This is a genomic window from Pontibacter pamirensis, from assembly GCF_010015475.1.
Taxonomy (GTDB): Bacteria; Bacteroidota; Bacteroidia; order Cytophagales; family Hymenobacteraceae; genus Pontibacter; species Pontibacter pamirensis.
In genome coordinates, this window is the sequence record NZ_SSNI01000012.1 from 142,755 (window position 1) to 166,394 (window position 23,640).

The 23,640-nt window shown below is 48.5% G+C and carries 19 protein-coding genes; 10 read left to right on the top strand and 9 right to left on the bottom strand.

Annotated features, from left to right (window positions below; translation table 11 throughout):
* The first annotated feature begins 25 nt into the window (after positions 1-25).
* From tpiA to E1919_RS12150, 6 genes are all read left to right on the top strand, one after another.
* Complete coding sequence (gene tpiA, locus E1919_RS12125) at positions 26-787, top strand: triose-phosphate isomerase (RefSeq protein ID WP_162053668.1); 762 nt, start codon at positions 26-28, stop codon at positions 785-787.
* Positions 788-886: 99 nt separating this feature from the next.
* On the top strand, positions 887-1,261 hold the full coding sequence (locus E1919_RS12130; protein WP_162053669.1) for a 7(1) septoil knot domain-containing protein: 375 nt from the start codon (positions 887-889) through the stop codon (positions 1,259-1,261).
* A 9-nt stretch (positions 1,262-1,270) separates the two neighbouring features.
* Positions 1,271-2,101 (top strand): 50S ribosomal protein L11 methyltransferase, encoded by an 831-nt coding sequence (gene prmA / locus E1919_RS12135; protein ID WP_162053670.1) that lies wholly within the window; start codon positions 1,271-1,273, stop codon positions 2,099-2,101.
* Between the two features lie 23 nt (positions 2,102-2,124).
* Entirely contained in the window at positions 2,125-6,924 is a 4,800-nt protein-coding gene (locus tag E1919_RS12140; protein ID WP_162053671.1) for a hypothetical protein, read from the top strand.
* A 167-nt stretch (positions 6,925-7,091) separates the two neighbouring features.
* Positions 7,092-7,736 carry a glycerol-3-phosphate 1-O-acyltransferase PlsY gene (plsY, locus tag E1919_RS12145; RefSeq protein WP_162053672.1) on the top strand — a complete coding sequence of 215 codons (645 nt, stop codon included), beginning with the start codon at positions 7,092-7,094 and terminating at the stop codon, positions 7,734-7,736.
* A 97-nt stretch (positions 7,737-7,833) separates the two neighbouring features.
* On the top strand, positions 7,834-9,195 hold the full coding sequence (locus E1919_RS12150) for a dipeptidase (RefSeq protein WP_162053673.1): 1,362 nt from the start codon (positions 7,834-7,836) through the stop codon (positions 9,193-9,195).
* 174 nt (positions 9,196-9,369) lie between these two features.
* Here E1919_RS12150 and E1919_RS12155 read toward each other — a convergent pair whose 3' ends face one another.
* From E1919_RS12155 to E1919_RS12165, 3 genes are all read right to left on the bottom strand, one after another.
* Positions 9,370-10,020, bottom strand: coding sequence for a porin family protein (locus E1919_RS12155; protein ID WP_162053674.1), 651 nt, complete (start codon positions 10,018-10,020; stop codon positions 9,370-9,372).
* Positions 10,021-10,160: 140 nt separating this feature from the next.
* Positions 10,161-10,820, bottom strand: coding sequence for a porin family protein (locus E1919_RS12160; RefSeq protein ID WP_237144304.1), 660 nt, complete (start codon positions 10,818-10,820; stop codon positions 10,161-10,163).
* A 321-nt stretch (positions 10,821-11,141) separates the two neighbouring features.
* Positions 11,142-11,780 (bottom strand): porin family protein, encoded by a 639-nt coding sequence (locus tag E1919_RS12165; RefSeq protein ID WP_162053675.1) that lies wholly within the window; start codon positions 11,778-11,780, stop codon positions 11,142-11,144.
* A gap of 227 nt (positions 11,781-12,007) precedes the next feature.
* Between E1919_RS12165 and E1919_RS12170 the strand changes: the two genes are divergently transcribed.
* Entirely contained in the window at positions 12,008-12,475 is a 468-nt protein-coding gene (locus E1919_RS12170; RefSeq protein ID WP_162053676.1) for a helix-turn-helix domain-containing protein, read from the top strand.
* Positions 12,466-13,143, top strand: coding sequence for an IS630 family transposase (locus E1919_RS12175; RefSeq protein WP_162053677.1), 678 nt, complete (start codon positions 12,466-12,468; stop codon positions 13,141-13,143). Before E1919_RS12170 ends, E1919_RS12175 begins: the two co-directional genes overlap by 10 nt.
* An 87-nt stretch (positions 13,144-13,230) precedes the next feature.
* Here the strand turns inward: E1919_RS12175 and E1919_RS12180 are convergent, their stop codons facing one another.
* The 4 genes from E1919_RS12180 to E1919_RS12195 all read right to left on the bottom strand — a co-directional run bounded on the left by E1919_RS12180 (position 13,231) and on the right by E1919_RS12195 (position 19,512).
* Positions 13,231-14,769 carry a YifB family Mg chelatase-like AAA ATPase gene (locus E1919_RS12180; protein ID WP_162053678.1) on the bottom strand — a complete coding sequence of 513 codons (1,539 nt, stop codon included), beginning with the start codon at positions 14,767-14,769 and terminating at the stop codon, positions 13,231-13,233.
* Between the two features lie 255 nt (positions 14,770-15,024).
* The gene (gene lpcA, locus E1919_RS12185) at positions 15,025-15,600 is read right to left on the bottom strand and encodes a D-sedoheptulose 7-phosphate isomerase (protein WP_162053679.1); all 576 of its coding nucleotides are present in this window, start codon (positions 15,598-15,600) and stop codon (positions 15,025-15,027) included.
* 160 nt (positions 15,601-15,760) lie between these two features.
* Entirely contained in the window at positions 15,761-17,599 is a 1,839-nt protein-coding gene (locus tag E1919_RS12190) for an ABC transporter ATP-binding protein (RefSeq protein ID WP_162053680.1), read from the bottom strand.
* Positions 17,600-17,841: 242 nt separating this feature from the next.
* The gene (locus tag E1919_RS12195; RefSeq protein ID WP_162053681.1) at positions 17,842-19,512 is read right to left on the bottom strand and encodes a hypothetical protein; all 1,671 of its coding nucleotides are present in this window, start codon (positions 19,510-19,512) and stop codon (positions 17,842-17,844) included.
* A 243-nt stretch (positions 19,513-19,755) separates the two neighbouring features.
* Between E1919_RS12195 and upp the strand changes: the two genes are divergently transcribed.
* On the top strand, positions 19,756-20,412 hold the full coding sequence (gene upp, locus E1919_RS12200) for a uracil phosphoribosyltransferase (RefSeq protein WP_162053682.1): 657 nt from the start codon (positions 19,756-19,758) through the stop codon (positions 20,410-20,412).
* Positions 20,413-20,590: 178 nt separating this feature from the next.
* Positions 20,591-21,037, top strand: coding sequence for a hypothetical protein (locus E1919_RS12205; RefSeq protein ID WP_237144310.1), 447 nt, complete (start codon positions 20,591-20,593; stop codon positions 21,035-21,037).
* 5 nt (positions 21,038-21,042) lie between these two features.
* On the opposite strand, the gene E1919_RS12210 is transcribed toward E1919_RS12205, so the two are convergent.
* A complete protein-coding gene (locus tag E1919_RS12210; RefSeq protein ID WP_162053683.1) occupies positions 21,043-22,395 on the bottom strand; it encodes a DEAD/DEAH box helicase in 1,353 nt (450 codons plus the stop codon).
* Between the two features lie 80 nt (positions 22,396-22,475).
* Entirely contained in the window at positions 22,476-23,531 is a 1,056-nt protein-coding gene (locus tag E1919_RS12215) for an AI-2E family transporter (RefSeq protein WP_162053684.1), read from the bottom strand.
* Positions 23,532-23,640: the final 109 nt, after the last annotated feature.

A 23,640-nucleotide genomic window follows, 5' to 3' on the forward strand; every position in this document is an offset into this window, starting at 1 on the left:
ATCATCACCAAAAAACACATAAAACATGAGAAAGAAAATTGTTGCAGGTAACTGGAAAATGAATAAAAGCTATGAGGAGGCGCTTTCGCTGGTATCGGAAATCGATAACATGGTGAAAGACGAAGTGAACGGCGATGTGGCCGTGATCGTGGCGCCGCCTTTCCCTTACCTGCAGAGCGTAGGCAAGTTGGTGCAGGGCAATGATAAGATGCACCTGGCAGCTCAGAACGTGAGCGAGTACGAAAGCGGTGCTTATACCGGTGACGTATCAGCGAGCATGCTGAAGTCGGTGGGCGTGGAGTACGTGATTATAGGCCACAGCGAGCGCCGCCTATACCACCACGAAGATGCCCAGACGCTTTACAAGAAAATGAAACTGTCCATTGCCCAGGGCCTAAAGCCAATATTCTGCTGCGGTGAGCCGCTGGAGGAGCGCGACGCAGACCGCCACTTCGAGTATGTGGGCCAGCAGCTGAAAGACAGTGTCTCTTACCTGAGCAACCAGGAGTTCGACCAGATTGTAGTAGCCTACGAGCCGATTTGGGCGATAGGCACCGGTAAAACGGCCAGCTCACAGCAGGCGCAGGAAATGCACGCCTATATACGGGAGCAACTATCGCGCATGTTCGATGCGGAGGCTGCCTATAATTGCACTATTCTGTATGGTGGCAGCTGCAATCCGGGCAACGCGCAGGAGCTGTTTGCGCAGGAAGATATAGACGGAGGCCTGATAGGAGGTGCCTCTCTCAAGTCCAGAGACTTCACCGACATCATCAAATCCTTCTAAATTGTAAAATAAAGTGCAAAAAAGGCTGCCAATTGAATTAATTGGCAGCCTTTTTTGTGTAACTTATAGTTATATTTGAGGCAATATCCATATATTACAATGTATATACTTTTAATTTTCTGGATGGCCCTGCTGCCCCTTCTTAATTTGCCGGCAACTGCTCCTGCACCAGCTAGGGAAGCGACCGTTGAAAGGGATTATTGTGACATTTACGGAGCAGTATACCTGGAGCGGGACCCAAGATATAAGAATGATGCATCTAAAATCGTTTATCTAAATGAGGACCAGGCTTTTGCGAATCTGGTGGTATACCGTGAGAGTAACAAGCTCTTTGCCGATGGTATAGGCATCTGGTTTATTACTCCCAGCAAGGCGTTTGCGAATCATATTCTTTACGTGACGGAACAACGCCACCAGGCTGATTTTACTGTGTCTTTTACTGATGTGCGTTCTTCTGCCACTTGTCGTGATTAATGTTTTAAGATGGATTTTATAGAAGTTGCTTTAAAGGTGAACGCGGATTACGCGGACATACTTACTGCCGAGCTCGGAGAGCTCGGCTTTGATGCTTTTGTGGAGACTGAAGATGGCTTTAACGCCTATACAGAAGAAGACCGTTTCAGCGAAGCGGCACTGCAGGAAACGTTGCGGCATTACGCTGAATTTGTGACAGTTACGTATGAAGTACAGAAAATTGAGCGCCAGAACTGGAACGAGGAGTGGGAGCGTAATTTTGAGCCTCTGTTCATTGGGTGGAAAGTATCCGTCAGGGCTTCTTTCCACCCAAAGCCGGAGCAGGCGAAGTACGACATCGTCATTAATCCGAAAATGTCGTTCGGCACAGGCCACCACGAAACCACCACGCTCATGATTGAGAACCAGCTGACGCTGGACCACCAGGGCAAGCGCGTGCTGGATATGGGCTGCGGCACAGGCATACTGGCTATTATGGCCGGCGAACTGGGCGCTTCAGAGATTGTGGCGGTGGAGATTGAAGACTGGACTGTGGAGAATGCCCGGGAGAATGCGGAACTCAACAACTATGGCCATATTGATGTGCGTTTAGGTGGTGCCGAAACAATTGAAGGAGAGAAACCTTTCGACATCATACTGGCCAATATAAACCGCAACGTGTTACTGGAAGACATGCCGGCTTGCAAAGCTGTGCTGAAGCCGGAAGGCTGGCTGCTTTTGAGCGGCTTTTATACCGAGGACTTACCCGTACTCCAGCAGCGAACAGAGGCGCTGGGGCTGCAGTACATATCGCACCGGGAAAAGAATAACTGGGTATCCGCCCTGTTCAAAGCAAAATAATCCATACCCTAAGCTGTACCCTTATGAAACGACTTTTACCCCTTATCTTTCTATTGGCAGCTTTGACGGCGCAGGCGCAGACAAAGCTTTCCAACAAGCCCGCAGATTTTATAGGAGATGTAAAAACCCTGTTAACAGCAGGGAAGGTTGATGGTGCTGAGAAACTCTCTGCTGACATGGAAGAGGTATGGAGCAGCGGAAAGCTATCTTCTAAGCAGCAGCAGCAGATTATGGACATCAGCCAGCTTATGTACCGCAAACGTATAAGCAGCGCACAGTTTGGACAGTTCTATACCATGGTTGCGGCAGGTATCAACAACAAGGGCATGCGCGCTGACCAGCTGGACAAAATGCTGGAGGTAACTGAGAAAGCCGTACAGCAGGAAGATGCAAAGCGCCTGGGTCAGTTCCTGACTACTTCCAGCTTATACCTGAGCAATAACCTCCTCTATCAGAATTCCTATTATAAGCTGCTTTCCTCAGGCGGCAGTTTCAGCTTTGCCTATGAGGGGGCCAGCAAAGCCACAGCCGAAGAAGCTGATGGAGGCAATGGCTGGGACAGTGTATCCTGGGACGATGAGGAGAAAACCCAGGAAGAGGCAGTGGAGGATGATGGCTGGGGCATTGTAACGGCCACTCCTAAGAAAGAAGACAAGAAAAAAACAGCGCAGGCACGCAAAGAGAGCCTGAAGCAACAGTTTTTACCTGCTCAGCCCAAAGTGTTGGGCCCGGTGTTAAAGCTAGAGAAGACAGACCTCACTTTTGTCACCCCCTGGGATTCTACTTCTATCAGCAACACTCAAGGACAGCTGATGTTGGTCAACAACCTGTTTGTAGGAGAGGGCGGTAAGTTTGAGTGGCAGCTAAAAGGGGAGCCAGCTTCGGCGGAGCTCCGCAAATACAACTTCAATGTATCTTTTGCCGGTTTCAAGGCGCCGGATGTTACGGTAATTTACCCGGCTGTGCTGGCGGCACCTGTTGATGGTGCTTTTGAGTGGATCAGCAGCAAGCGCAAAACCAATAGCTATCCTTATCCTAAATTTAACTCCTTTACCAGCGACGCGAAAATAAACAACTTAGGCCCCCATGTTGCCTACAAAGGCGGGTTCTCGCTGGTAGGTAACGCTATCGGGAGCAAGCCGATGGATGATAGCCCATCCGAGATCGTAGTGTCACATAATGGAGAGCGTAAGTTCCGCTCCTTAGCCAGAAGCTATTCGTTTGAGGATTCACTGCTGCTGGCGAACCGTGCGGCTGTTGCTATCTATCAGCAGAAAGACTCGCTTGTGCACCCGGCCATGCAACTGCGCTACTCCCGCGTAAACCAGGAGCTGACGCTAACAAAGGATAAAGGAGCTTATGCTGATGCGCCTTTCATCGATAATTTTCATCAAATGGAAATTATGGCAGAGCGCCTTCAGTGGAAACTGAATGAGCCGAACGTAGAGTTTTCAGTTCTGAACTCAAAGACACTGGTGCCGGTGCAGTTGGAGTCTATGGAGTTCTTTTCTAATAGCCGTTACCAGCGGCTGGTGGGGGTCGCGCAGTTTCACCCCTTGCAGGTATTGGTTGGTTATGGGCTAAAGGCTAAAACAAAGGAGTTTTATGCCTCTGATGTAGCCAAAGCCACTAAAATAAGTGAAGCGGCCATTAGAGAAGCGGCGCAGGCTATGGCTTACCAGAGTTACCTGAGTTATGAACCGGCTTCCGGCTATATTGAGTTAAAACCCAAAGCCTTGCATTATGTGGGTTCTTCCCGCGATGCAAAAGACTATGACCATATCATCATCAAGTCTGTGGTACCCTCAGGCCGTAATGCCACCCTTAATCTGGACGACAACAAACTAACGGTAAGGGGAGTGGATCGCATAGTCTTCAACAACGACACGGCCAGCGTATACATGCTGCCGCGCGGAAACGAAGTCCGCATCCTGCAAAACCGCGATATTGAATTTAACGGGCAGGTATATGCCAGCAGCCTTGCTATTAAAGGGTCTGATTTTAAATTCAACTATAAGGACTTTACAATAGAGCTTGCCAACATAGATACCGTGGCACTAGTTACAGGTAAGCGGCGCGGCCGTAACGGCAACGTGACTGACCAGGTGCTGACGAGTAACAAAGGAGGTATGTCGGGTACGCTGTATATCAACAAGCCCGGTAACAAATCAGGCAGGCAATATTTCGCGGAGTATCCTAAGTTTGATGCTGTGTCGGGGGCGAGGGTTGCTTTTGCCAGACCAGATGTGGCGGGCGGTGCCTATGACAGCACCATATATTTCGAAATGCCGCCTTTCAAATTAGATAGTCTGAGCTCAACCAAAAACGCTATCGGGTTTGATGGTACATTTAATTCCGGAGGTATTTTCCCGCCCATTAAAACAAAGATGGTGATGATGCCAGACGAAACACTTGGTTTCTATTATCAGCCGGGGGAGAAAGGTTTACCGGCTTACGGTGGCAAAGGGATGGTGTATGATACTATCATGATGAACTCAGGCGGTATCCAGAGTAAAGGAACGCTAACCTACCTGAATGCTACGCTTGAGGCTCCGGCATACACGTATTACAAAAACGGAGTTACAGTAGAAGGAGGAACATCAGTAACCATGAAAGAAGGCCAGCACAATGGATCAGAGTATCCGGTAGCCACCCTACAGGGGTTCAGCATGAACTGGCAACCACTGGCCGACACCATGTACCTGCAGACTGTAAATGAACCGATGAAACTCTACAAAGAGGGCTTTGCTCTTACAGGAGTAGCCAAGCTTACACCCGGAGGCTTACAAGGCAGCGGAGTGGTAGATAACCCGGTAGCAAACGTTACCTCTCAGGAACTGACCTTTAAACAGCGTAGCTTCAGCGGCAACCATGCTCAGATGCTCGTGAAGTCTGACGTAGAGGGAAGGCCAGCGGTAAAAGCACAGGATGTTGCCGTTGCTTATGATATGGAAGGAGGCTTTGTGGACTTTGAAAGTGAGCAAAAAGGTGTTGCCAGTGTGGAGTTCCCGAAAGCGCAGTATAAAACCTCCATGAGCAGTGCCCGCTGGGATATGAAGGAGCAGAAGGTGGCCCTGAAAGCCGATGAAAATGGCGGTAAAAACTGGTTCTATTCGCTGCACCCTGCCCAGGAAGGCCTGCGTTTTATGGCTGCAAGCGGAGAGTATGATTTGAAGAGTAATAATTTATTGGCGGGCGGTGTGCCTTACATTGCCGTCGGCGATGCCCATGTGGTGCCAGACAGCGGCAGAGTGGCTGTGGCAACTGATGCTACTATACAGACACTGCGCAATGCACTTGTGTTTGCTGACTCTGCGCAGCAGTACCACAAATTTTACAAAGGAAATATTGATGTGCTGTCGCGCACAGCTTTGAAAGGAAATGCCGTGCTTGATTTTTATAATGCCGCCGCCGACTCATTCCAACTGCAGTTCTCTGACTTTGTATATGGCAACCCGAAGAGTGTGGAAGGTAAAAAAGAGAAAAAAGAGAAGATAGCCTACACGTTTGCCTCGGCTAACATGGAGGAAGGCAAACCATTTTACGTTTTCCCACGCATCCTGTACCGTGGTAAGGTGATGATGCATGCCCCTATAGAACACCTGGATTTTGATGGAGAGCTAAAACTGAATTTTACCGGCAACCCGGATGACTCGGATTGGTTCCCCTACAAGAAAGATACTTTGAACCCAACGAATGTGCGCATACCTATTATTGAGCCGAAAGCTGCCGATGGTACAATGCTGCACACCGGACTGCACATGGGAGCCGGATCAGGCAAGATCTACAACACATTTGTATCCAGAAAGCAGGCGGAGGAGGACCTTGACCTGTTTACAGTAGATGGGCTGCTCTCTTACAACAACGACCGGAAGGAATTTAAGATCGGGCATGAGAAACGTGCTTATGGCGATGCCTATGAAGGTAGTATGCTAATCTACAACGAAGAGGCCAAGGCGGTGCACTTCGAAGGTAAGCTGAACCTGCTGAAGCCGGTGAAGAATTTTGCTGTAGAAGCATCCGGTAGCGGCAATGCCCAAGTAGACAGTAGCAAGTATGACCTAGATGCATTCCTGGTGTTCGATATGGAAGTGCCTGAGAAAGCACTTGCCGCAATGGCTGCAAACCTGCGTGCCGGTGCTGCCGGCGCCGCACCAGCGATTGAAAACAGCGATGCCATGCTGTATAAGTTAGGAGAATTTGTTGGTGATAAAGAAGTTCGCCGTTATGTGCAGCAAAGTGCCACGTCCTATGTGCCACTGCCAAAGTTGTCAAAGAAACTGGTGCGCAGCCTGATACTAAGCGATGTAAAGCTACAGTGGTCGGACGACCACAGGGCATGGTACAGCGCAGGCGGCATTGGCCTGGCCAGCATTCTGAAGGATGATGTGAACACGCGCATGAACGGCTACATAGAAATGCGCGAAGACATGAACGGTTTGCCGGCTGTAAACTTATACCTTCAGTCGGACCCTTACACCTGGTACTACTTCAGCTTTTTCGAAAACGGTATGACCATGGCTTCTTCAGATGATAAGTTCAACAAGGCTGTAGAGTCCAAGGCAAGAGGTAGCCGGGGATCTACCAGTAGCTATGGTATATATGCTGGCGCTCCTATCGAGAAGAATGAGTTTGTACAATACTTCCGCGATAATTATTTGAGCGGGGAAGAAGGGTTTAAAGTGGCCACAGAGCAAGTGACAATAGAACCGACCGGGAACTTTGACTACCTGGAGGATGAGCCCAAAAAGAGTAAGAAAAAGAAGAAGAAAAAGAACCAAAACGACCCGAACGAGGAAGAGCCAGAAATAGACATGCAATAACCAGGAACTATAAGCCTACCGTATAGAGTAGAGGGAAACTTAAATTTTGGACTGTAGAACAAGATTTGCCTATATTTGGGCCTCTTTTCGCTCTTAAATTACCGTGCTTTTGCCTTAGGCAGGCAGGTATCCTGTAAGAGCAAGTCCTGGGACAAAACAGATAATTCATGGATATACTTTTAATAGCTGGACTGTTTGTAGCTGCATACCTGATTGGGTCTATCTCATCGGCAGTCTGGATTGGTAAAGCCTATTATGGCATCGATATCCGGAAGCACGGCAGTGGTAATTCAGGCGCCACTAACACCTTCCGGGTGCTGGGCAAGAAGCCGGGTGCCATTGTCATGCTAATTGATATCTTTAAAGGGTGGACTGCCACCTCACTCGCCGGCTTCCTGATAATTTATGATGTTGTGGCACCGGAGAACCTGGTGATCTATCAGCTCATTATGGGAGCACTGGGCGTAGTCGGACATATTTTCCCGGTTTACGAACGCTTCAAAGGTGGTAAGGGTGTAGCTACCTTGTTGGGTATGATGCTGGCGATAGAGCCGGTAGTAGCGCTGATGTGTATTGCTATCTTCGTTATCGTGCTGTTTACCTCTAAGTATGTTTCCCTCGGCTCTATGATTGCAGCGCTGGCTTTCCCCATATTGCTGCTCTTGCCACGGTTCCACCCCGAGAATCCAATTCTTATTGTGTTCGGGTTTATATTGTTTGCTGTTGTGGCGCTCACACACCGTAAAAATATCAACCGCCTGATTGCAGGGGAGGAGAGCAAAGCAAACATTAAGCTGGGGCGCAAGCGCTAAAAGTGCTGTTAGCTATTAAAAAAATAGAAAGAACAAAAGCCATCCTGCCTCGCACGGATGGCTTTTTTGCAATTTAAATCAAAGTACCTTATAAACTATGAACAAATATATTAACGACAACAAAGACCGCTTTATAAACGAGCTGCTGGACATGCTGCGCATTCCGTCGGTAAGTGCCGACCTCAAGTTTAAAGAGGATGTGCTGCGCACGGCAGAGTTTGTAAAACAGCGCCTGGCAGAAGCCGGTGCTGACCATGTGGAACTATATGAAACTGCCGGCAACCCGGTTGTGTATGGCGAGAAAATAGTGGACCCAAGCCTGCCAACGGTGGTGGTATATGGCCATTACGATGTACAGCCGGCAGACCCCTACGAACTGTGGAACTCTCCGCCCTTTGAGCCGGTCATTAAAGACGGAAAAATTTATGCCCGTGGCGCCTGCGACGATAAAGGACAGATGTACATGCACGTGAAGGCTTTTGAAACGATGGTGCAGACGGGTAACCTGGCCTGCAACGTTAAATTCATGATTGAAGGTGAGGAAGAAGTAGGCTCCACCAATCTGGCTACCTTTGTGAAGGAGAACAAAGACAGACTAACAGGAGATGTCATTCTTATTTCCGATACAGGCATGCTGGGCAACGACACGCCTTCCATTACCACTGGCCTGCGGGGGCTGAGTTATGTAGAAGTGGAGGTAACCGGTCCTAACCGCGACCTGCACTCTGGTCTGTACGGCGGAGCGGTAGCGAACCCTATCAACATCCTGTGCCAGATGATAGCCTCGCTGCACGACGAGAACAACCATATCACCGTGCCGGGCTTTTATGACAATGTGCAGGAGTTGAGCCAGGAGGAACGTGCAGAAATGGCGCGTGCCCCTTTTAGCCTGGATAAGTATAAGCAGGCGCTGGAATTAGGCGATGTGCACGGTGAGGCAGGATATGTGACGATGGAGCGAAATTCCATACGGCCTACCCTGGACGTAAACGGTATCTGGGGTGGCTATACCGGTGAGGGTGCTAAAACAGTAATTGCCTCCAAAGCCTATGCCAAAATCTCAATGCGCCTCGTGCCCAACCAGTCGTCTGAGGAGATTACAGGAAAGTTTAAGAGGCATTTCGAAAGCATTGCTCCCAAGAGTGTAAAGGTGGTGGTGAAGCCGCACCATGGCGGAGAGCCAGTGGTGACACCAACAGATTCAGTAGCGTATCAGGCTGCTTCAAAAGCTTACGAAGAGACGTTTGGCGTGAAGCCAATTCCGGTACGCAGCGGTGGTTCTATTCCGATCGTGGCAATGTTTAAATCCGAACTGGGCCTGGATTCTGTGTTGATGGGCTTCGGGCTTGATACAGACGCCATTCACTCCCCGAACGAGCACTTTGGTGTGTTTAACTTCATGAAAGGCATCGAAACAATTCCACTGTTCTACAAGCATTTTGCGGAGTTGAAGAAGTAAGGATCGGGATGTGAGGTGTTCAACAAGAGATTAATGGCAAGAGTAAGAGGCTTCTACAAAAGTCAGCTGAAAGCAACTGGCTGCACGTTGGCTCTGTGGGAAAGACCTTTGTCTTATGTCCCTTTTCACATACATGTAAAGAGGCCCGGCTGTTTTGCAGCCGGGCCTCTTTTGCTAACGCCGCATCATGTCTACGGCACTGGGCGGCTGTATCAGGTAGCCGAAGGAAAGGTTAAAGCCGAAGTTCTTCTGGTCTAAGTCTTTGGAGAAGGATCGGAAACCGCCTGTGTTCCGAAAGCTCATGAAGAAACCACTCTCCAGCATAATGCCTATGCCAGCTGTATAACCATAGTCGAAGCGATTTATGTTATCTGAGTTATACGTAATAGGCTGTCCCGCGTCAGGGTTTACACCTGTTGTACTGAAGTTAATGTCAGAGTTGGTGGCCACCAGGTAACCTGCGTATGGTCCGGCCTCCGCAAACAAGCCTCCCTTCTGGATCTTGAGCAGCAGGGGAAGTTTTACGTAATGCAGCCGCAAATCTCCGTTCGCCGTTACGCTGGGGTTAACGGCATAGGCATCATAAGTAAATCCTTTCTGGTCGTAAAGCAACTCGGCCTGCACTGCCAGCCGCGACACAAACTCATAGCTAACGACCGGCCCCGCATGGAAACCGGTAAAATAGTTCATATAATCATTTGAGCCGTCGTCGCCCAAGGCTCGGGTAAAACCGCCGCCCGCCTTTCCGCCATAGCGAACATACTGTGCCTGCGCCATTAGTATAGGAACAAGTGTGATGCATATAAGAAGGAGTATCTTTTTCATGGTATGGCCTGTAAAGTTTGGGAATTGCTTAAGCTTGTTTACTATGGCTGGCCGCAAAGAGTTTATACCTACAGGAGATACCACAAAAAAGCCAGCCCCACCCAATAGGCGAGGCTGGCTTTTTTATTTGTTAAAGGAGGTTACCGGCCGAAAGTAAAGCCTACAGTTGCCATAATCGTCGAATGACGGGCATTTGTCAGGTCTCCCTCAAAGTATTCTTCAGGATTTTCGTTGACAAAATCTGATAGGCTGCCGTTGTAGCGTATGCCAAGGCTGATGCCACTGTTTGTTGCAAAGCCAACACCAGCCGCATACCCGACTTCAAACCTTCTCAGGCCATCTACATCTCGCTCTGTAGTCGTAGACGAATAGCGCTCGCCATTCAGCGATTCGTTAATCTTGTTATTTACGCTGAGCAGGTAAGATGCTTGCGGACCAGCCTCGAAGTAAATAGGCCCAGCCTTAATTTTCGCTAGCACCGGTAAATCAAGGTAGTTGTAGTTCATACTGCCTTCTCTTTGGATGGTTCCGGTAGGAAGCGAGATTTCTGAATTCTCATACTTAAATCCTTTTGTGGAGTAAAGTAACTCTGGCTGTATGAAGAAAAAATTATCTACAATACCAACGCCAAAGGTAATACCACCATGAAAGCCGATTTTATTCTCAAACCTGGACTCATTTCTCAGATCTCCTTCAAGGTTAGAAAAATTAGCTCCACCCCTGATACCTATACCAGACTGGGCCTGCGCTGCCATAGACGCGATCAGCACAAAAACAAAAATGGATAATAGCTTTTTCATAATCATAGTTGGTTTGTTGTATCTGCCCTAAACGAACAGTATACATGTTAATTAAAATTTTTTCTGTGAATTAATTATTTAACAAGCTAAACCTGCTGAGCCTATTTAAAAGAATAAACACCTCAGGTTATTGCCTGCTGGCTTTTGCATGCATGCCAATGAGAACGTTACAACAAACAGGCCATAGTATAGTTTTGCACTATATATAAATGAAAAGTATGTGAGAAGGCTATTTATGAGGGTAAACATCTACCGGGCTAGGGTAACAATGAAAAAGCCCGACGGTGAGACGGGCTTTTGGTTTCATAGTTTTATGTTGTACTAAGGCAAGTCTTGTTCGTATTCTGTTTCGACCTCTGTTTCTACTGGTTGTCGCTTTCTGCCTGGGAACAGGTAGCTTAGTGTCAGCTGAAACAGATCACTGCGTATATTAGGGATGTCGTCGTTGTTGTTTAATTGCGATATTTCGCCGTTGTAACGTACGCCTATACTTAAGCCAAGTTGGGTAGCAGAAAAGCCTACTCCAGCCACATAGCCAAAGGCAGTACTCCTGAGAAGCTCTTCACTATTTATGACATCATCTCTGTCAGCAGTTAGTTCATCTCTGACTCTAACAGATAACTGCGGCCCTCCCTCAAAGTAAATAGGGCCCGCATTTATTCGGGCTAGAACGGGCACGTCAATATAACCAAGCTTTAACTCGAAGTTACTATCCTCCCTTTCAGCTCCTCTTTGAGAATAAAGTATCTCTGGCTGGATTGTCAGGAAACTATCTGGTGTCACGATAAACCGAGAGGTAACACCTGCGTGAAATCCATAAATTCTATCTAAATCATCAATGTTACTACCTGAAATGCCGGAGTAGTTAACTCCTGCCCGAAATCCGAACCGTGGTCCCTGCGCCTGTGCAGCTACCACGGTGGCTACCATCAAAGCAAAAAATATAAAAAATCTCTTCATTCACTTACTCGTCTATCTCGTTCGTGAAAAACCCTAAATGCATCAGTTTCAGCCTAAAAAGTAAGCTTTTGCCTGATGTAAAGCTATTACGCATTGAGTTTAGAAAAGTCTGAAACTTGCCTTGATTTTTGGTGACAAATAATTGTCAGTAAGGTAAGTCTAGTACTGGATAAAGAATTAAATGTCTGTCAGCTTTGTTAATCTGCCAAAGGAAAAATCGAGGAGATATGGCAGAGAGGTATAGACTGATTTTAGCAGATGAAGAGAAAGGTTATCTCAGGGGTATCATAAATAAGAAAAAAGCATCGGCAAAGCGAGTTGTTCGGGGGCAGGTTTTATTGGCTGTAGCAGAAAATGGTCTGAACAAAGATGATTCTGAAGTCTCGCAATTGTATGGGTTAAGTACCAAGAGCATCGAGCGTTTGCGCAAGCGCTGCTGTGAGGAAGGCTTGCAGGTGGCTCTGGAGGGAAAGAAGCGGGAAGTATTTAAGGAGAAGAAACTCACTGGAGAAGTAGAGGCTAAGCTTGCAATGCTTGCCTGTAGCGAACCACCAGAGGAACGTGATTCCTGGACTCTACAATTGCTGGCTGACAAAATGGTAGAGCTCAACTACATTGATAGTATCAGCCACACGAGCGTAGGCACCCTTCTAAAAAAAATGAGCTTAAGCCCTGGAGAGAGAAGATGTGGATAATACCAGAGGCTTCGCCAGAGTTTGTCTGTCAAATGGAACAGGTGCTGGATGTATATAAGCGGCCATATGATGCAAAGCATCCGGTGGTTTGCTTGGATGAATCTCCTAAGCAGCTTATTGAAGAAAAAAGAACACCGGTAAAAGCCAGTAATGGGACTACTTTATATGACAGCGAATACATTCGTCACGGAGTAAAACAGTTATATATGCTCTTTGAGCCCTTGGCTGGAAAGAGAAATGTAGAAGTAAGAGATAGCAATAATCGATTGGAATGGGCGAAAATAGTAGCAGATTTAGTGGAGAGCCAATATTTATCTGCCAGGAAAATAATCCTGGTGCAGGATAATCTAAAGGCTCATAAACCAGCGGCTATGTATAAAGTGTTTGAGCCGGCCAGAGCCAAAGCTATTCTCGATAAGATAGAATTTGTTTTCACTCCTAAACATGGCTCATGGCTCAACATGGCAGAAATTGAATTCTCTGTCATTAAAAGGCAGGCAATTAAGAACAGAATAGCTGATAAAGAAACCCTTGAGAAGAAAATAGACTTATGGCAGAAAAAAAAGAAACCAGGAGCAGGTAAAGGCAAACTGGCAGTTTCAATCCAAAGACGCCAGAGTGAAACTCAAAAAGCTTTACCCGACTATTTAACCTTTATGATGCACTAGTAATGTTTGAGTAAACAAGAAGAGCGGCTTCATAATGAACTGCTGCTCTTCTTGATCGATATTCTGTAAGTGCAAAGGTGATTTGGTTTAGCCAGCCCAGCCTTCACGGTCGAGGCTGCGGTACTGAATAGCCTCTGCCAGATGTTCTATTTTGATTGTGTCGGTTCCGGCGAGGTCGGCAATCGTCCGGCTTACTTTCAGGATACGGTCATAGGCGCGGGCCGAGAGCCCGAGGCGTTCCATGGCTGTTTTCAGCAAGGTGCGGCCTGCCTCGCTAATCTGGCACACTTCCTTCACCATCTGCGAGGGCATCATGGCATTGGAGTGCACCTGCGGCGTGTCTTTGAAGCGCTCAATCTGCAGCTTGCGTGCCTGCTCTACCCGCTCACGCACAGAGGCGCTGTCCTCTGCTTTACGGGTGGCCGTCATCTCGTCGAAAGTGACCGGTGTTACCTCCACGTGCAGGTCAATGCGGTCTAATAACGGGCCGCTTACCTTGTTCAGGTAGCGTTGCACTACACCCGGCCCGCACACACATTCTTTGTCAGGATGATTGTAATAGCCACAGGGGCAGGGGTTCATGCTGGCCACCAGCATGAAGTTAGCCGGGAAATCAAGGGAAGTCTTAGCTCGTGCAATGGTAACACGGCGCTCCTCTAATGGCTGGCGCATGACCTCCAGCACCGTACGTTTAAACTCAGGCAATTCATCCAGGAAAAGCACACCATTATGTGCCAGTGATATTTCTCCGGGCTGCGGATTGCTGCCTCCGCCCACCAGGGCTACATCAGATATAGTATGGTGCGGCGAACGGTAAGGGCGCGTTGTCAGTAAAGAGGCTGCCTCACCCAGCTTGCCCGCGACAGAATGTATCTTTGTCGTCTCCAGTGCCTCGTGCATCGAGAGGGGCGGGAGGATAGAGGGCAGGCGCTTGGCCAGCATCGTTTTACCGGCACCCGGCGGACCGATCATAATCACATTATGACCACCTGCTGCGGCAATTTCCAATGCACGCTTAATGTTCTCCTGCCCCTGCACATCGGCAAAGTCAGCAGCATATTGATCTACCGTCGTTTGAAAAATATCCCTTGTGTTGATGACCACCGGCGTTATCTCCCGTTTCCCATCCAGGAATTCAACAGCCTCCAATATGTTGTTCACACCGATGACATCCAGGTTGTTTACAATAGCGGCTTCTGTGGTGTTCTGGGCAGGAAGTATGATGCCTTTGAAGCCTTCTTTCCGGGCTTGTATGGCAATGGGCAGCACACCCTTGATCGGGCGCAGCGAACCATCCAGCGACAGCTCTCCCATGATCATGTACTGCGATACTTTATCGGAGGATATCTGGCCGGAAGCAGCCATCATTCCCATGGCAATGGTCAGGTCATAGGCAGCGCCTTCTTTGCGGATATCGGCAGGGGCCATGTTGATAACCACCTTCTGCCGAGGGATTTTGTAGTTGAACTGCTTTAGCGCAGACTCAATACGTTGCTCGCCTTCTTTTACTGCGTTATCAGGTAGCCCTACAAGAAAATACTTTGTGCCGGCGCTAACATTTACTTCTATGGTGATGGTATAGGCATTAACGCCCTGAACGGCGCTTCCGTAGGTCTTAATGAGCATGTATTTCCGCTTTATTGTATATGATTTTATGAATACTACGTGGCGGAACATCAGGTAGGTTCAATAGATTCCGAATCAGCTTCAAAAGAATAAAAACAGCTCACTACCTTCCCGTAGTCAGGAGATATTTTAAGCACAGTACTTCACAGCACAACCTAGGGTGCAGCGGAATGTAAAAAGGCCACGGCTATAATTGCCTGTGGCCTTTGGTGCACATAACTTCATACAGCTATAAAGCTGTTGAGAAGGTATGAACTATGTCAGTTTCTGCTCCAGAAGCAAGATCAGGATATGGATTACTTTAATATGGATTTCCTGCACCCGGTCAGCGTAGCCGGAATGCGGTACGCGCACCTCCACATCGCAGAGAGGGGCTAGCTTGCCGCCGTCTTTGCCTGTCAGGCCCACTACCTGCATGCCTTTGGCTTTGGCTGCCTCCGCTGCCTTAACAATGTTGCCGGAGTTGCCGCTGGTGCTGATAGCCAGTAACACGTCTCCGGTGTTTCCTAATGCCTCAAGATAGCGGGAGAACACGGCATCATAACCGTAGTCGTTGCTTACGCAGCTCATGTGGCTCTGGTCTGCGATGGCGATGGCGGGCAGGGCGCGGCGGTCGTTGCGGTAGCGGCCTGTCAGCTCTTCGGCAAAGTGCATGGCATCGCACATAGAGCCGCCGTTGCCGCAGCTTAGTATCTTGCCGCCGTTGCGCACTGCTTCAGCCATGGTGTTTGCTGCTTCTTCAATAGAGGCAATGTTGCTTGTGTCAGACAGAAAAGCAGTGAGCACTTCCTGTGCCTGCGTCAGCTCTGCCAGTATTGTATTGGATGTCATCTTTATGTATCGCTTCTCTGTTTAATATTTTTTATTCGCCTCAAGCCTATTGCTGCTGAATTCCTTGCACCCTTCCTAAGGGTGGAGTACAGCGCAGTTATTTGGAAATTGCCTGCTGGCGTTTTTCTTTAATAATGGCTAATGCAGGAGGTCAGTAGCCTTATGCTGTTAGCTGCATCTGTGTCAGTTTCGAGTATAAACCCCTATGCTGCTGAAGCTCATTATGGGTGCCGCGCTCTACTATTCTGCCCTGCTGCAGCACCAGTATTTCATCCGCGTGTTGTATCGTGCTCAGGCGGTGTGCAATCACAATAGAGGTCCTGTTCCGCATTAAATTTGTAAGCGCCTCCTGTACGAGTTTCTCTGACTCTGTGTCGAGTGCGGAGGTAGCCTCATCTAAAATAAGAATAGGCGGGTTCTTCAGTATGGCCCTGGCGATGCTCAGGCGCTGCCGCTGCCCGCCTGAAAGCTTGCCGCCACGGTCTCCGATAACTGTATTGTAGCCCTGCTCCGTATTGATGATAAACTCATGGGCATTGGCAATCTTAGCGGCGGCTATTACCTCTTCCTCTGTGGCATCTACTTTGTTGAAAGCGATGTTGTTGTAAATGGTATCGTTGAAGAGGATAGACTCCTGCGTAACCACCCCAATCTTATCTCTTACCGATTCCATGGTATAATCCCGGATATCGTGGCCATCAATGTAAATGGCTCCTGCTGTAGGGTCGTAAAAGCGCGGTATCAGGTCGGCGAGGGTAGACTTGCCGCCACCCGAAGGACCTACCAGCGCTACTGTTTTCCCTTTCTCGATGGTGAAGCTAATATCCTGCAGCACATGCTTGTCGCCATAGCCAAAGCTTACCCGTTGAAATTCAATCTGGTGCTCAAATTCTGGCAGTACCTTCGCATTTGGCTTGTTCACGATTTGCGGTTTGGTGTCTATTACCTGCAGCACCCTTTCACCTGAAACAAGACCGCGTTGTATGTTGCTGAATGCTGCCGACATGGCTTTCGCAGGCACTAGTACCTGCGAGAAAAGAATGATGTAGGCGATGAACTCTGCCGGCTGCAGCTCTGATTGCTGGTTCAGCACCAGGTTCCCGCCATAGTATAGCAGCCCCGCCACCACTGTTACCCCCAAAAACTCAGAAAGCGGCGAAGCAAGGTCGCGTTTATTAGCGATGGAGCGCTGGATGCGGGCATAGCGGTTATTCTGGTCATGGAACTTGTCGAGTATAAAAGGCTCCGCGTTAAAGGCTTTCACCACGCGCATGCCGCTCAACGTCTCATCTATAATGGTTAGAATAAAGCTGAGGGAGCTTTGGCCTTCCTGGGCTTTTCGCCTCAGCCGTTTAGAAATACCCGCAATCACACCACCAGACAAAGGCAGCAGAATCAGCGTAAACAGCGTCAGTTTCACCGACATGGTAAAAAGCACTGCAAAGTATGCGATAATGGAGATAGGCTCTCTGATGACCACTGTTAAGGTATTCACCACCGAGTTCTCCACCTCCTGTATGTCCACTGTCAGACGGGTCATCAGGTCACCTTTGCGCTCATTCGAGAAATAGCCTAAGTGTAGTTCTGTTACGCGCTGGTATATCGCGTGGCGCATTTTCTTTACCACATGCGCCCGCAGCGCCCCTACTATCCGGAAGGCGAGGTAGCGGAACAGGTTAGCCAGGAAGATAGAAACCACGACGACAACGCACACAAACAGCAGCGCCCCTTCGCGGCCTTCCTCCAGAATGACCTGCCCGAAGTAATAGTTAAAGAATTCAGAAAAGAAGTCGATGCTCAACCTGAACTCCGGCCTTTGCGTCACCATACTCGCTGCATCTTCGGTGCCAACCTGGGCGAACAAAACGTTCAGCAAGGGGATAATCAGCACAAAGTTGAAAATGCCGAAGATGATGCCTAATACGGTATAAAGGGAGTAAAGCGGCACAAACCGGCTATAGGGTTTGGCAAACTCAAGTATGCGTAGGTAAGTCTTCATGCTGGTATGGGATGTCGCCTGCCACGGCTTCTGCACAACGTCTTTCCTGCAGGCGGGCAACTTATGTAGTAACACCTGCTGGTGTTAAACTTTGGTTTTATGATACTTATACATTGGCAAAGGCTGGTGTTTACTTCCCTCGCCGCCGCAAAGATACTTATTAATAGATAGAAAGAGTATACATACAAAAGGCAGAAAGTCTCCTCTCTGCCTTTTGTATGTATATAGGTATCAGTGTGCTCCTAAAACTCATGCAGCCGCTGGGCAATATTCCAACGGAGGGCGAACGAGGTGAAGAAGGTATTCTGATCCAAAGCGTCTACTTCCGCATCAGAGCGGCGGACAACCTGCTTCAGGTCCAGGAATAAGTTGTACTTTAGCTGATAAGTGGCCGTCATATCAAGATACAGTTGGTCAGTCCTAATGCCCTGGCCAATCTCATTGCCGTAGTTATCTATACGATTGAGGTAAGAGAGGAGCACATTGTTACCGTAGTTCAGGGTGTCAGTGGCTGTCACAATATCCTGGCCGTAGCGGGTTGCAATGGCCTTTCCTGTAAGCATCAGGCGAGGTAGAGGCTGGTAATATGCTGTTCCTATCACCTCGTACAGGTTAGCACCGATAGGGTGCGCCAGGGGCTGGTTATAGTGCTGGTAATTTGAGAACTGGTCCTCGTGCTGATAAGTGTAGGGGCGAATAACATTGAGCTCGCCCTGCAGGTCCAGGTTGTTTATCCCAAACGCATCAATGTACTTTGCGCCAATCTGCCCGGCAAATTTATTAGCCCACCAGCCTTCTCGTTCCTTAACCTTTGCCAGCAGAAACTCATCCAGCAACAGTTGCCCGTAAAGCTGCACACGGTTCTGTACATTCCAGCGGAAGTCTGCGCCTAGCAAGGCATTGTCCTCACTACCCAATGCCAGTTCAACGCTTCTGTAAAAGATGATGGGGTTCAGGTACTGCAGTTCGAACCGCCCTTTGCCACGGGCAAAGATGATCTGTTCAAATACCCCTATGTTTAAATTATCAGTTACGTTAATTCCCAGGCGGTGCAACGCCATGTACTTTTTAGGGAACAGCAGGTCACGGTCCTTACGGCGGTACTCAGCGGTCAGTTCCTGGAACAGGTTCATATAATGGATCTTCCAGACGCGGGTGTTCAGTTTCAGGAAAAAAGAGGGAGGAGCGTAATCGGAGTAAATTAAAGAACGATAGCCATCGCCGATAAACTGACGGTCATGCCCCAGGAGTATCTCTACATGTTTGCTTAGGGCGTAGTTGATGTAGCCACGGGCTGTGCCAAAGTCGTAGGCGTCTTCTTTAAAGTCTTTCCAAAGCGTTTCATGCGGCACTACGTTATCGCGTTGAATGCGGTCCATCACATAACCCGGAAAACGGGCCTGAGTTTCTCCTATAAAAGCATAGTATCCGAACTTTTCATCAATGGTGCCTTCTACCTGCACCCCACGCGTGTTTATATAACGCACACCATCTGTCTGGTTGTCCAGCCCCACCTCCAGGTGCAGCACCGGGTTTACGCGCACCGTAAAATGCTCGTTCTGGAAATGGTACAGGTCCGTCTTGTTCCGGTAGAAATAGTTAAGGATAGGCCTTCTGCTGTCGTTGCTGTCCAGCTCGGTATAGTTCCAGTTATCGTTCAGCAGGTAGCGGGTGTTAAACTGGTCAACGGCAGTGGTGGCATTGCGGGCGCTTACCTCGGCCAGGTCTGCTACATCCGCTCGTCCGTATGGCCGGGCTGCTGTTTGTAGTTGTGGCACCTGGTCGCCATACTTTATCTGGTACCGGTCTATCCAGTGGTACACGTCCCGGTTATAAGGTACATACACATCCTGCGCCTGTGCTGCAGACCAAGCGGCAATCGTTAGGCCCAAAGCACAAAGTACACGTTTCATGAACATAAAGCGATTAGGGAAAATCAGTTAAAAGATATGCGAATGTACTGTTTTGTACTTAATTTTTCTGGTAAACGACCTGAATTATACGTTGGCAGAAATGTTTATTCCTGAAAAGCGCCTCCTGCTGCGCTACCCGCTCACAAGAGGAAACAGGCAAGCCGTGAAATTATACTCCAATCTTGGTGGAACGCCTGTACCTTACGTATCTTTAAACGAACAACACACGCCCCGGTACTTCTCATGGAAAAAAGCAATATTCATATTCTGACGCAAACACCTTCGTTAGCAAATCATTTTATAGCCGAGTTGCGCGATGTAAAAGTGCACGGAGACAGCATGCGCTTTCGGCGCAACCTGGAGCGCTTGGGAGAGTTGCTGGCTTATGAAATCTCTAAAAAGATGCAATATAAACCTGCAACACTTACCACACCGCTGGCTGATACCCAGACAATGCTGCTGGCGGAGCAACCGGTGCTGGCTACTATTCTCCGGGCTGGCCTGCCGCTGTACAATGGCATGCTGAACTATTTTGACAGGGCATACAGTACGTTTGTAGGTGCTTACCGTGTAGAGGAAGAAAATACAGAATTGCAGATTATGATGGAGTACCTGGCTTCCACCAACCTGCACGATAAAGTTCTGATTCTGGCAGATCCCATGCTGGCGACAGGCCGTTCATTGGTGAAGGCCTATAAAGGAATGCTGCGCCATGGCAAACCAAAGCAGGTGCATATTGCCGCAGCCATTGCCTCGCCGGAGGGAGTAGCCTATGTACAACAGGAAATGCCAGAGGCCATACTTTGGTTAGGCGCTCTGGACGATCACCTGAACGAACGTTCCTACATCGTGCCCGGCCTCGGCGATGCCGGAGATCTGGCTTTTGGGCCTAAAATATAGCCTGAACCTTTGCCAGTACCCGGCTGTTATTTACAACCAACATAAAGTATTCTGATATAAGCGATTATCTTAACAGATTATTGGAATTGTTATGCGAATGTCTTTTGGATGATGCGTATAAAGGATGTCTTAAAGTGATAGTTGATTCAGAATACAATTTTAGCCTTAGAATGTGTTAATGGAGCTGTTAAAATACCTGTCTGTATACCTGTTGAGTATGGTGAAGTTCCTTTGGGGGCCATTAACAGGTATATCCCTTGGTTTGTCTTACCTTGAGACGGTACTGCTGACAGTGGCAGGTATGATGACGAGTGTCCTGGTGTTCTCTTTTGTAGGCAAAGCTGTGTCAGAATGGTATTCTAAACGCCAGCGAGCCAAGCAGAAGCCCCGCTTTACTAAAAAGAACCGCCGCATTGTGCAGGTATGGACGCGCTTTGGAGTATCTGGCGTCGCTTTTCTTACACCACTCCTGTTTACACCTATTTTCGGGACCATTGTAGCCGCCTTACTGGGGGCTCCACGCAAACTCATCTTCATTCATATGTTCTGGAGCGCTGTTTTCTGGAGCGTTACCTTAAACTTAATGGTGTTTGAGTTTGGGGATGTATTGGCGAAGTACCTTTAGTTTACTTACCGCTTCTTACTGCCTTTCTTCTTCGTCTTTTTCCAGAACGATGCCTTTGGGTCTCCTTTACTTTGCTTCGGCTTGCCCTTCGGGATTCCTTTTTTCTCATGGAAAGCACCCTTGAAATCTGGGTTCTCCTGGCGCTTCAGGTGGTCAATGGATTTTGCTATTTCCTGCTGCTCTTCAAAAGGCGTTTCGAACACTTCTACTTCTGCCGGTATAGGCAGCTGCGGAATCTGCATCCGTATCAGTTTCTCAATCTTACGGATGTGGTACATCTCTGCTTCGTTGGCAAACGTAATCGCGGCACCGGCATTTTCTGCGCGGCCCGTGCGACCAATGCGATGTACGTAATCCTCGTACACAAACGGCACATCGAAATTGATTACGTGGCTTACCATGGTCACATCAATTCCCCGTGCTGCCACATCAGTAGCTACTAAAAAGCGTACATCACCGCCTTTAAACGCCTCCATCGAGTTGATGCGGGTGTTCTGCCCCTTGTTACCATGTATGGCTCGCACCTCACCATAGTTCCGGTGCTCAATAAACCTGGACACGCTTTCAGCGTTCTTCTTGCTCCTAGTAAAGATAATGACGCGGTTCAGCTTTTCTGTATCCTGAATCAGGTGCTCGAGTAAAGCAATTTTAGTACGCAGGTTCGGGACCTGATACAGCACCTGCGTCACGGTTTCTACTGGGGTCGCTTGTGGTGTCACCTCCACACGTGTCGGGTATTCCAGGAACTCCTCTGAGAGCTCTACTACTTTATCTGGCATGGTGGCCGAGAACAAAAGGTTCTGCCGCTTGCGCGGGATCACCTCCAGTATCTGGCGGATCTGCGGCATAAAGCCCATGTCCATTATTTTATCAGCCTCATCCAGTATCAGCGTCTTCATCTCTTTCAGAATCAGCTCCCCTCTAAGGTAAAGCTCCATCAGGCGCTTTGGTGTGGCTACAACAATATCGAGCCCCTGGTTTATGATTTCAATCTGCGTTTTGGGTCCCAGCCCGCCATAGATGGCGGTGTAGCGCAGGTCAGTGTACTTGGCCAGCAGCCCGATACTTTCTTCTATCTGCATGGCCAGTTCACGGGTAGGAGCTATAATAACCGCCCTTGGGTTCATACCCTGTGCATACTTCACCTTCATGAGGAGGGGCAGGAGGTAGGCAGCGGTTTTTCCTGTGCCCGTCTGGGCAATGCCTAAAATATCCTGACCCGCCATAATAAGCGGAATCGCCTGCTGCTGTATGGGGGTTGGCTTTTCGTAACCAGCTTCTTCAATGGCATTCAACAGTTGTTTGTTCAGCTTAAAATCTTCGAATGTGGTTATTTCTTTTTCTGCTTCTTCTGCCATGGTTGTGCCAATTACTTTTTGCTTTATCTACAAAGTTACGGTAATTAAATGGCTGAAAGGCAAGGAAGGTTCAGAATCGATCAGCTGTATTCCTCGTCTCCATCTTTGCCGAGCACAAAACCAAAAGGCCTTAGCCGGTTTATGTTGTCAAAAATAACCTTCGCAATGCCCAGGTAAGGCACAAACAGAATCATACCCACTATACCCCATATGGCACTTCCGAGCAGCAGGACCATGAGTGTGGCCATCGGGTTGAGCTTTACCTTGGCACCCGTAATGTTGGGTGTGAGAATGTAGCTTTCTATTTGCTGCACCACCAGAAAGAAAATAGCTACAACGAGCGGCGTCCAGAGCGAGTCTTTGGTTAGCAGTGCGAACAGAACAGGTATAAGGCTGCCTACAAGAGAGCCGAGGTACGGGATGATGTTCAGGAGGCCGGCTACGAGCCCAAATAGCAGGGCATGGTCGATGCCAATCACCATCAGCCCGGCTGTGTTGATGGCTGTCAGGATCAGGACGACCAGGAAAACACCCGATATATAGGAGCTGGCGACAGTTGTGATTTTGCTTACAATTTCACGAGCGTTTGCATCGTAGTTGGCGGTAAGGCGCGCGATAAAAGCTTTTAACCTTCCCCGATAGAGTAAAAACAGCAAGGTGTAACTCATCACAATGATAAAGCTTACCACCAGGGAACTTGCAAAAAGAAATAAGCTCCTGAGGTAGACGCCAGCATACTGCAGTGAACTCCTAAAGCTTTGCTGTATGTACTCGTTTTGTTTTTTTCGCGAAACATCAAAGGTCTCTTTTACATACCTGTGTGCCTCGTCGAGTAGTTCCGTGAGCTTGTAGTCGAGCCGTGGCAGGTCATATGCCAGTGCCGTCAGTTGATCAATCAGTACGATTATCAATAAGACGAGCAGGACAACTACGGCCAGCACACAGACTATTGCTGCCACCATACGAGGAATGCCCCATTTCTCTAGCTTCCGGCAGGCTGGGGAAAGCAGCATGGCGAACAACCCACCTATCGCAACCGGCACCATAAAATCCCTGGCTAAATAGAGAATTCCAAAAAATAGTAGTAGCGCCAGCAGCACCTGGTTAAATTGCCGGAGGGAAAAGCGTCGGTTCATTTTTGATTTTATACAAATTAGCTTCCGCTTGTTTACTATAGCTTTGGTTTATCTGTTTCGGAGCGTGTGTTGGTTGCTGCTGTTATAGCCCTTCAGTGAAGGCAGCGTT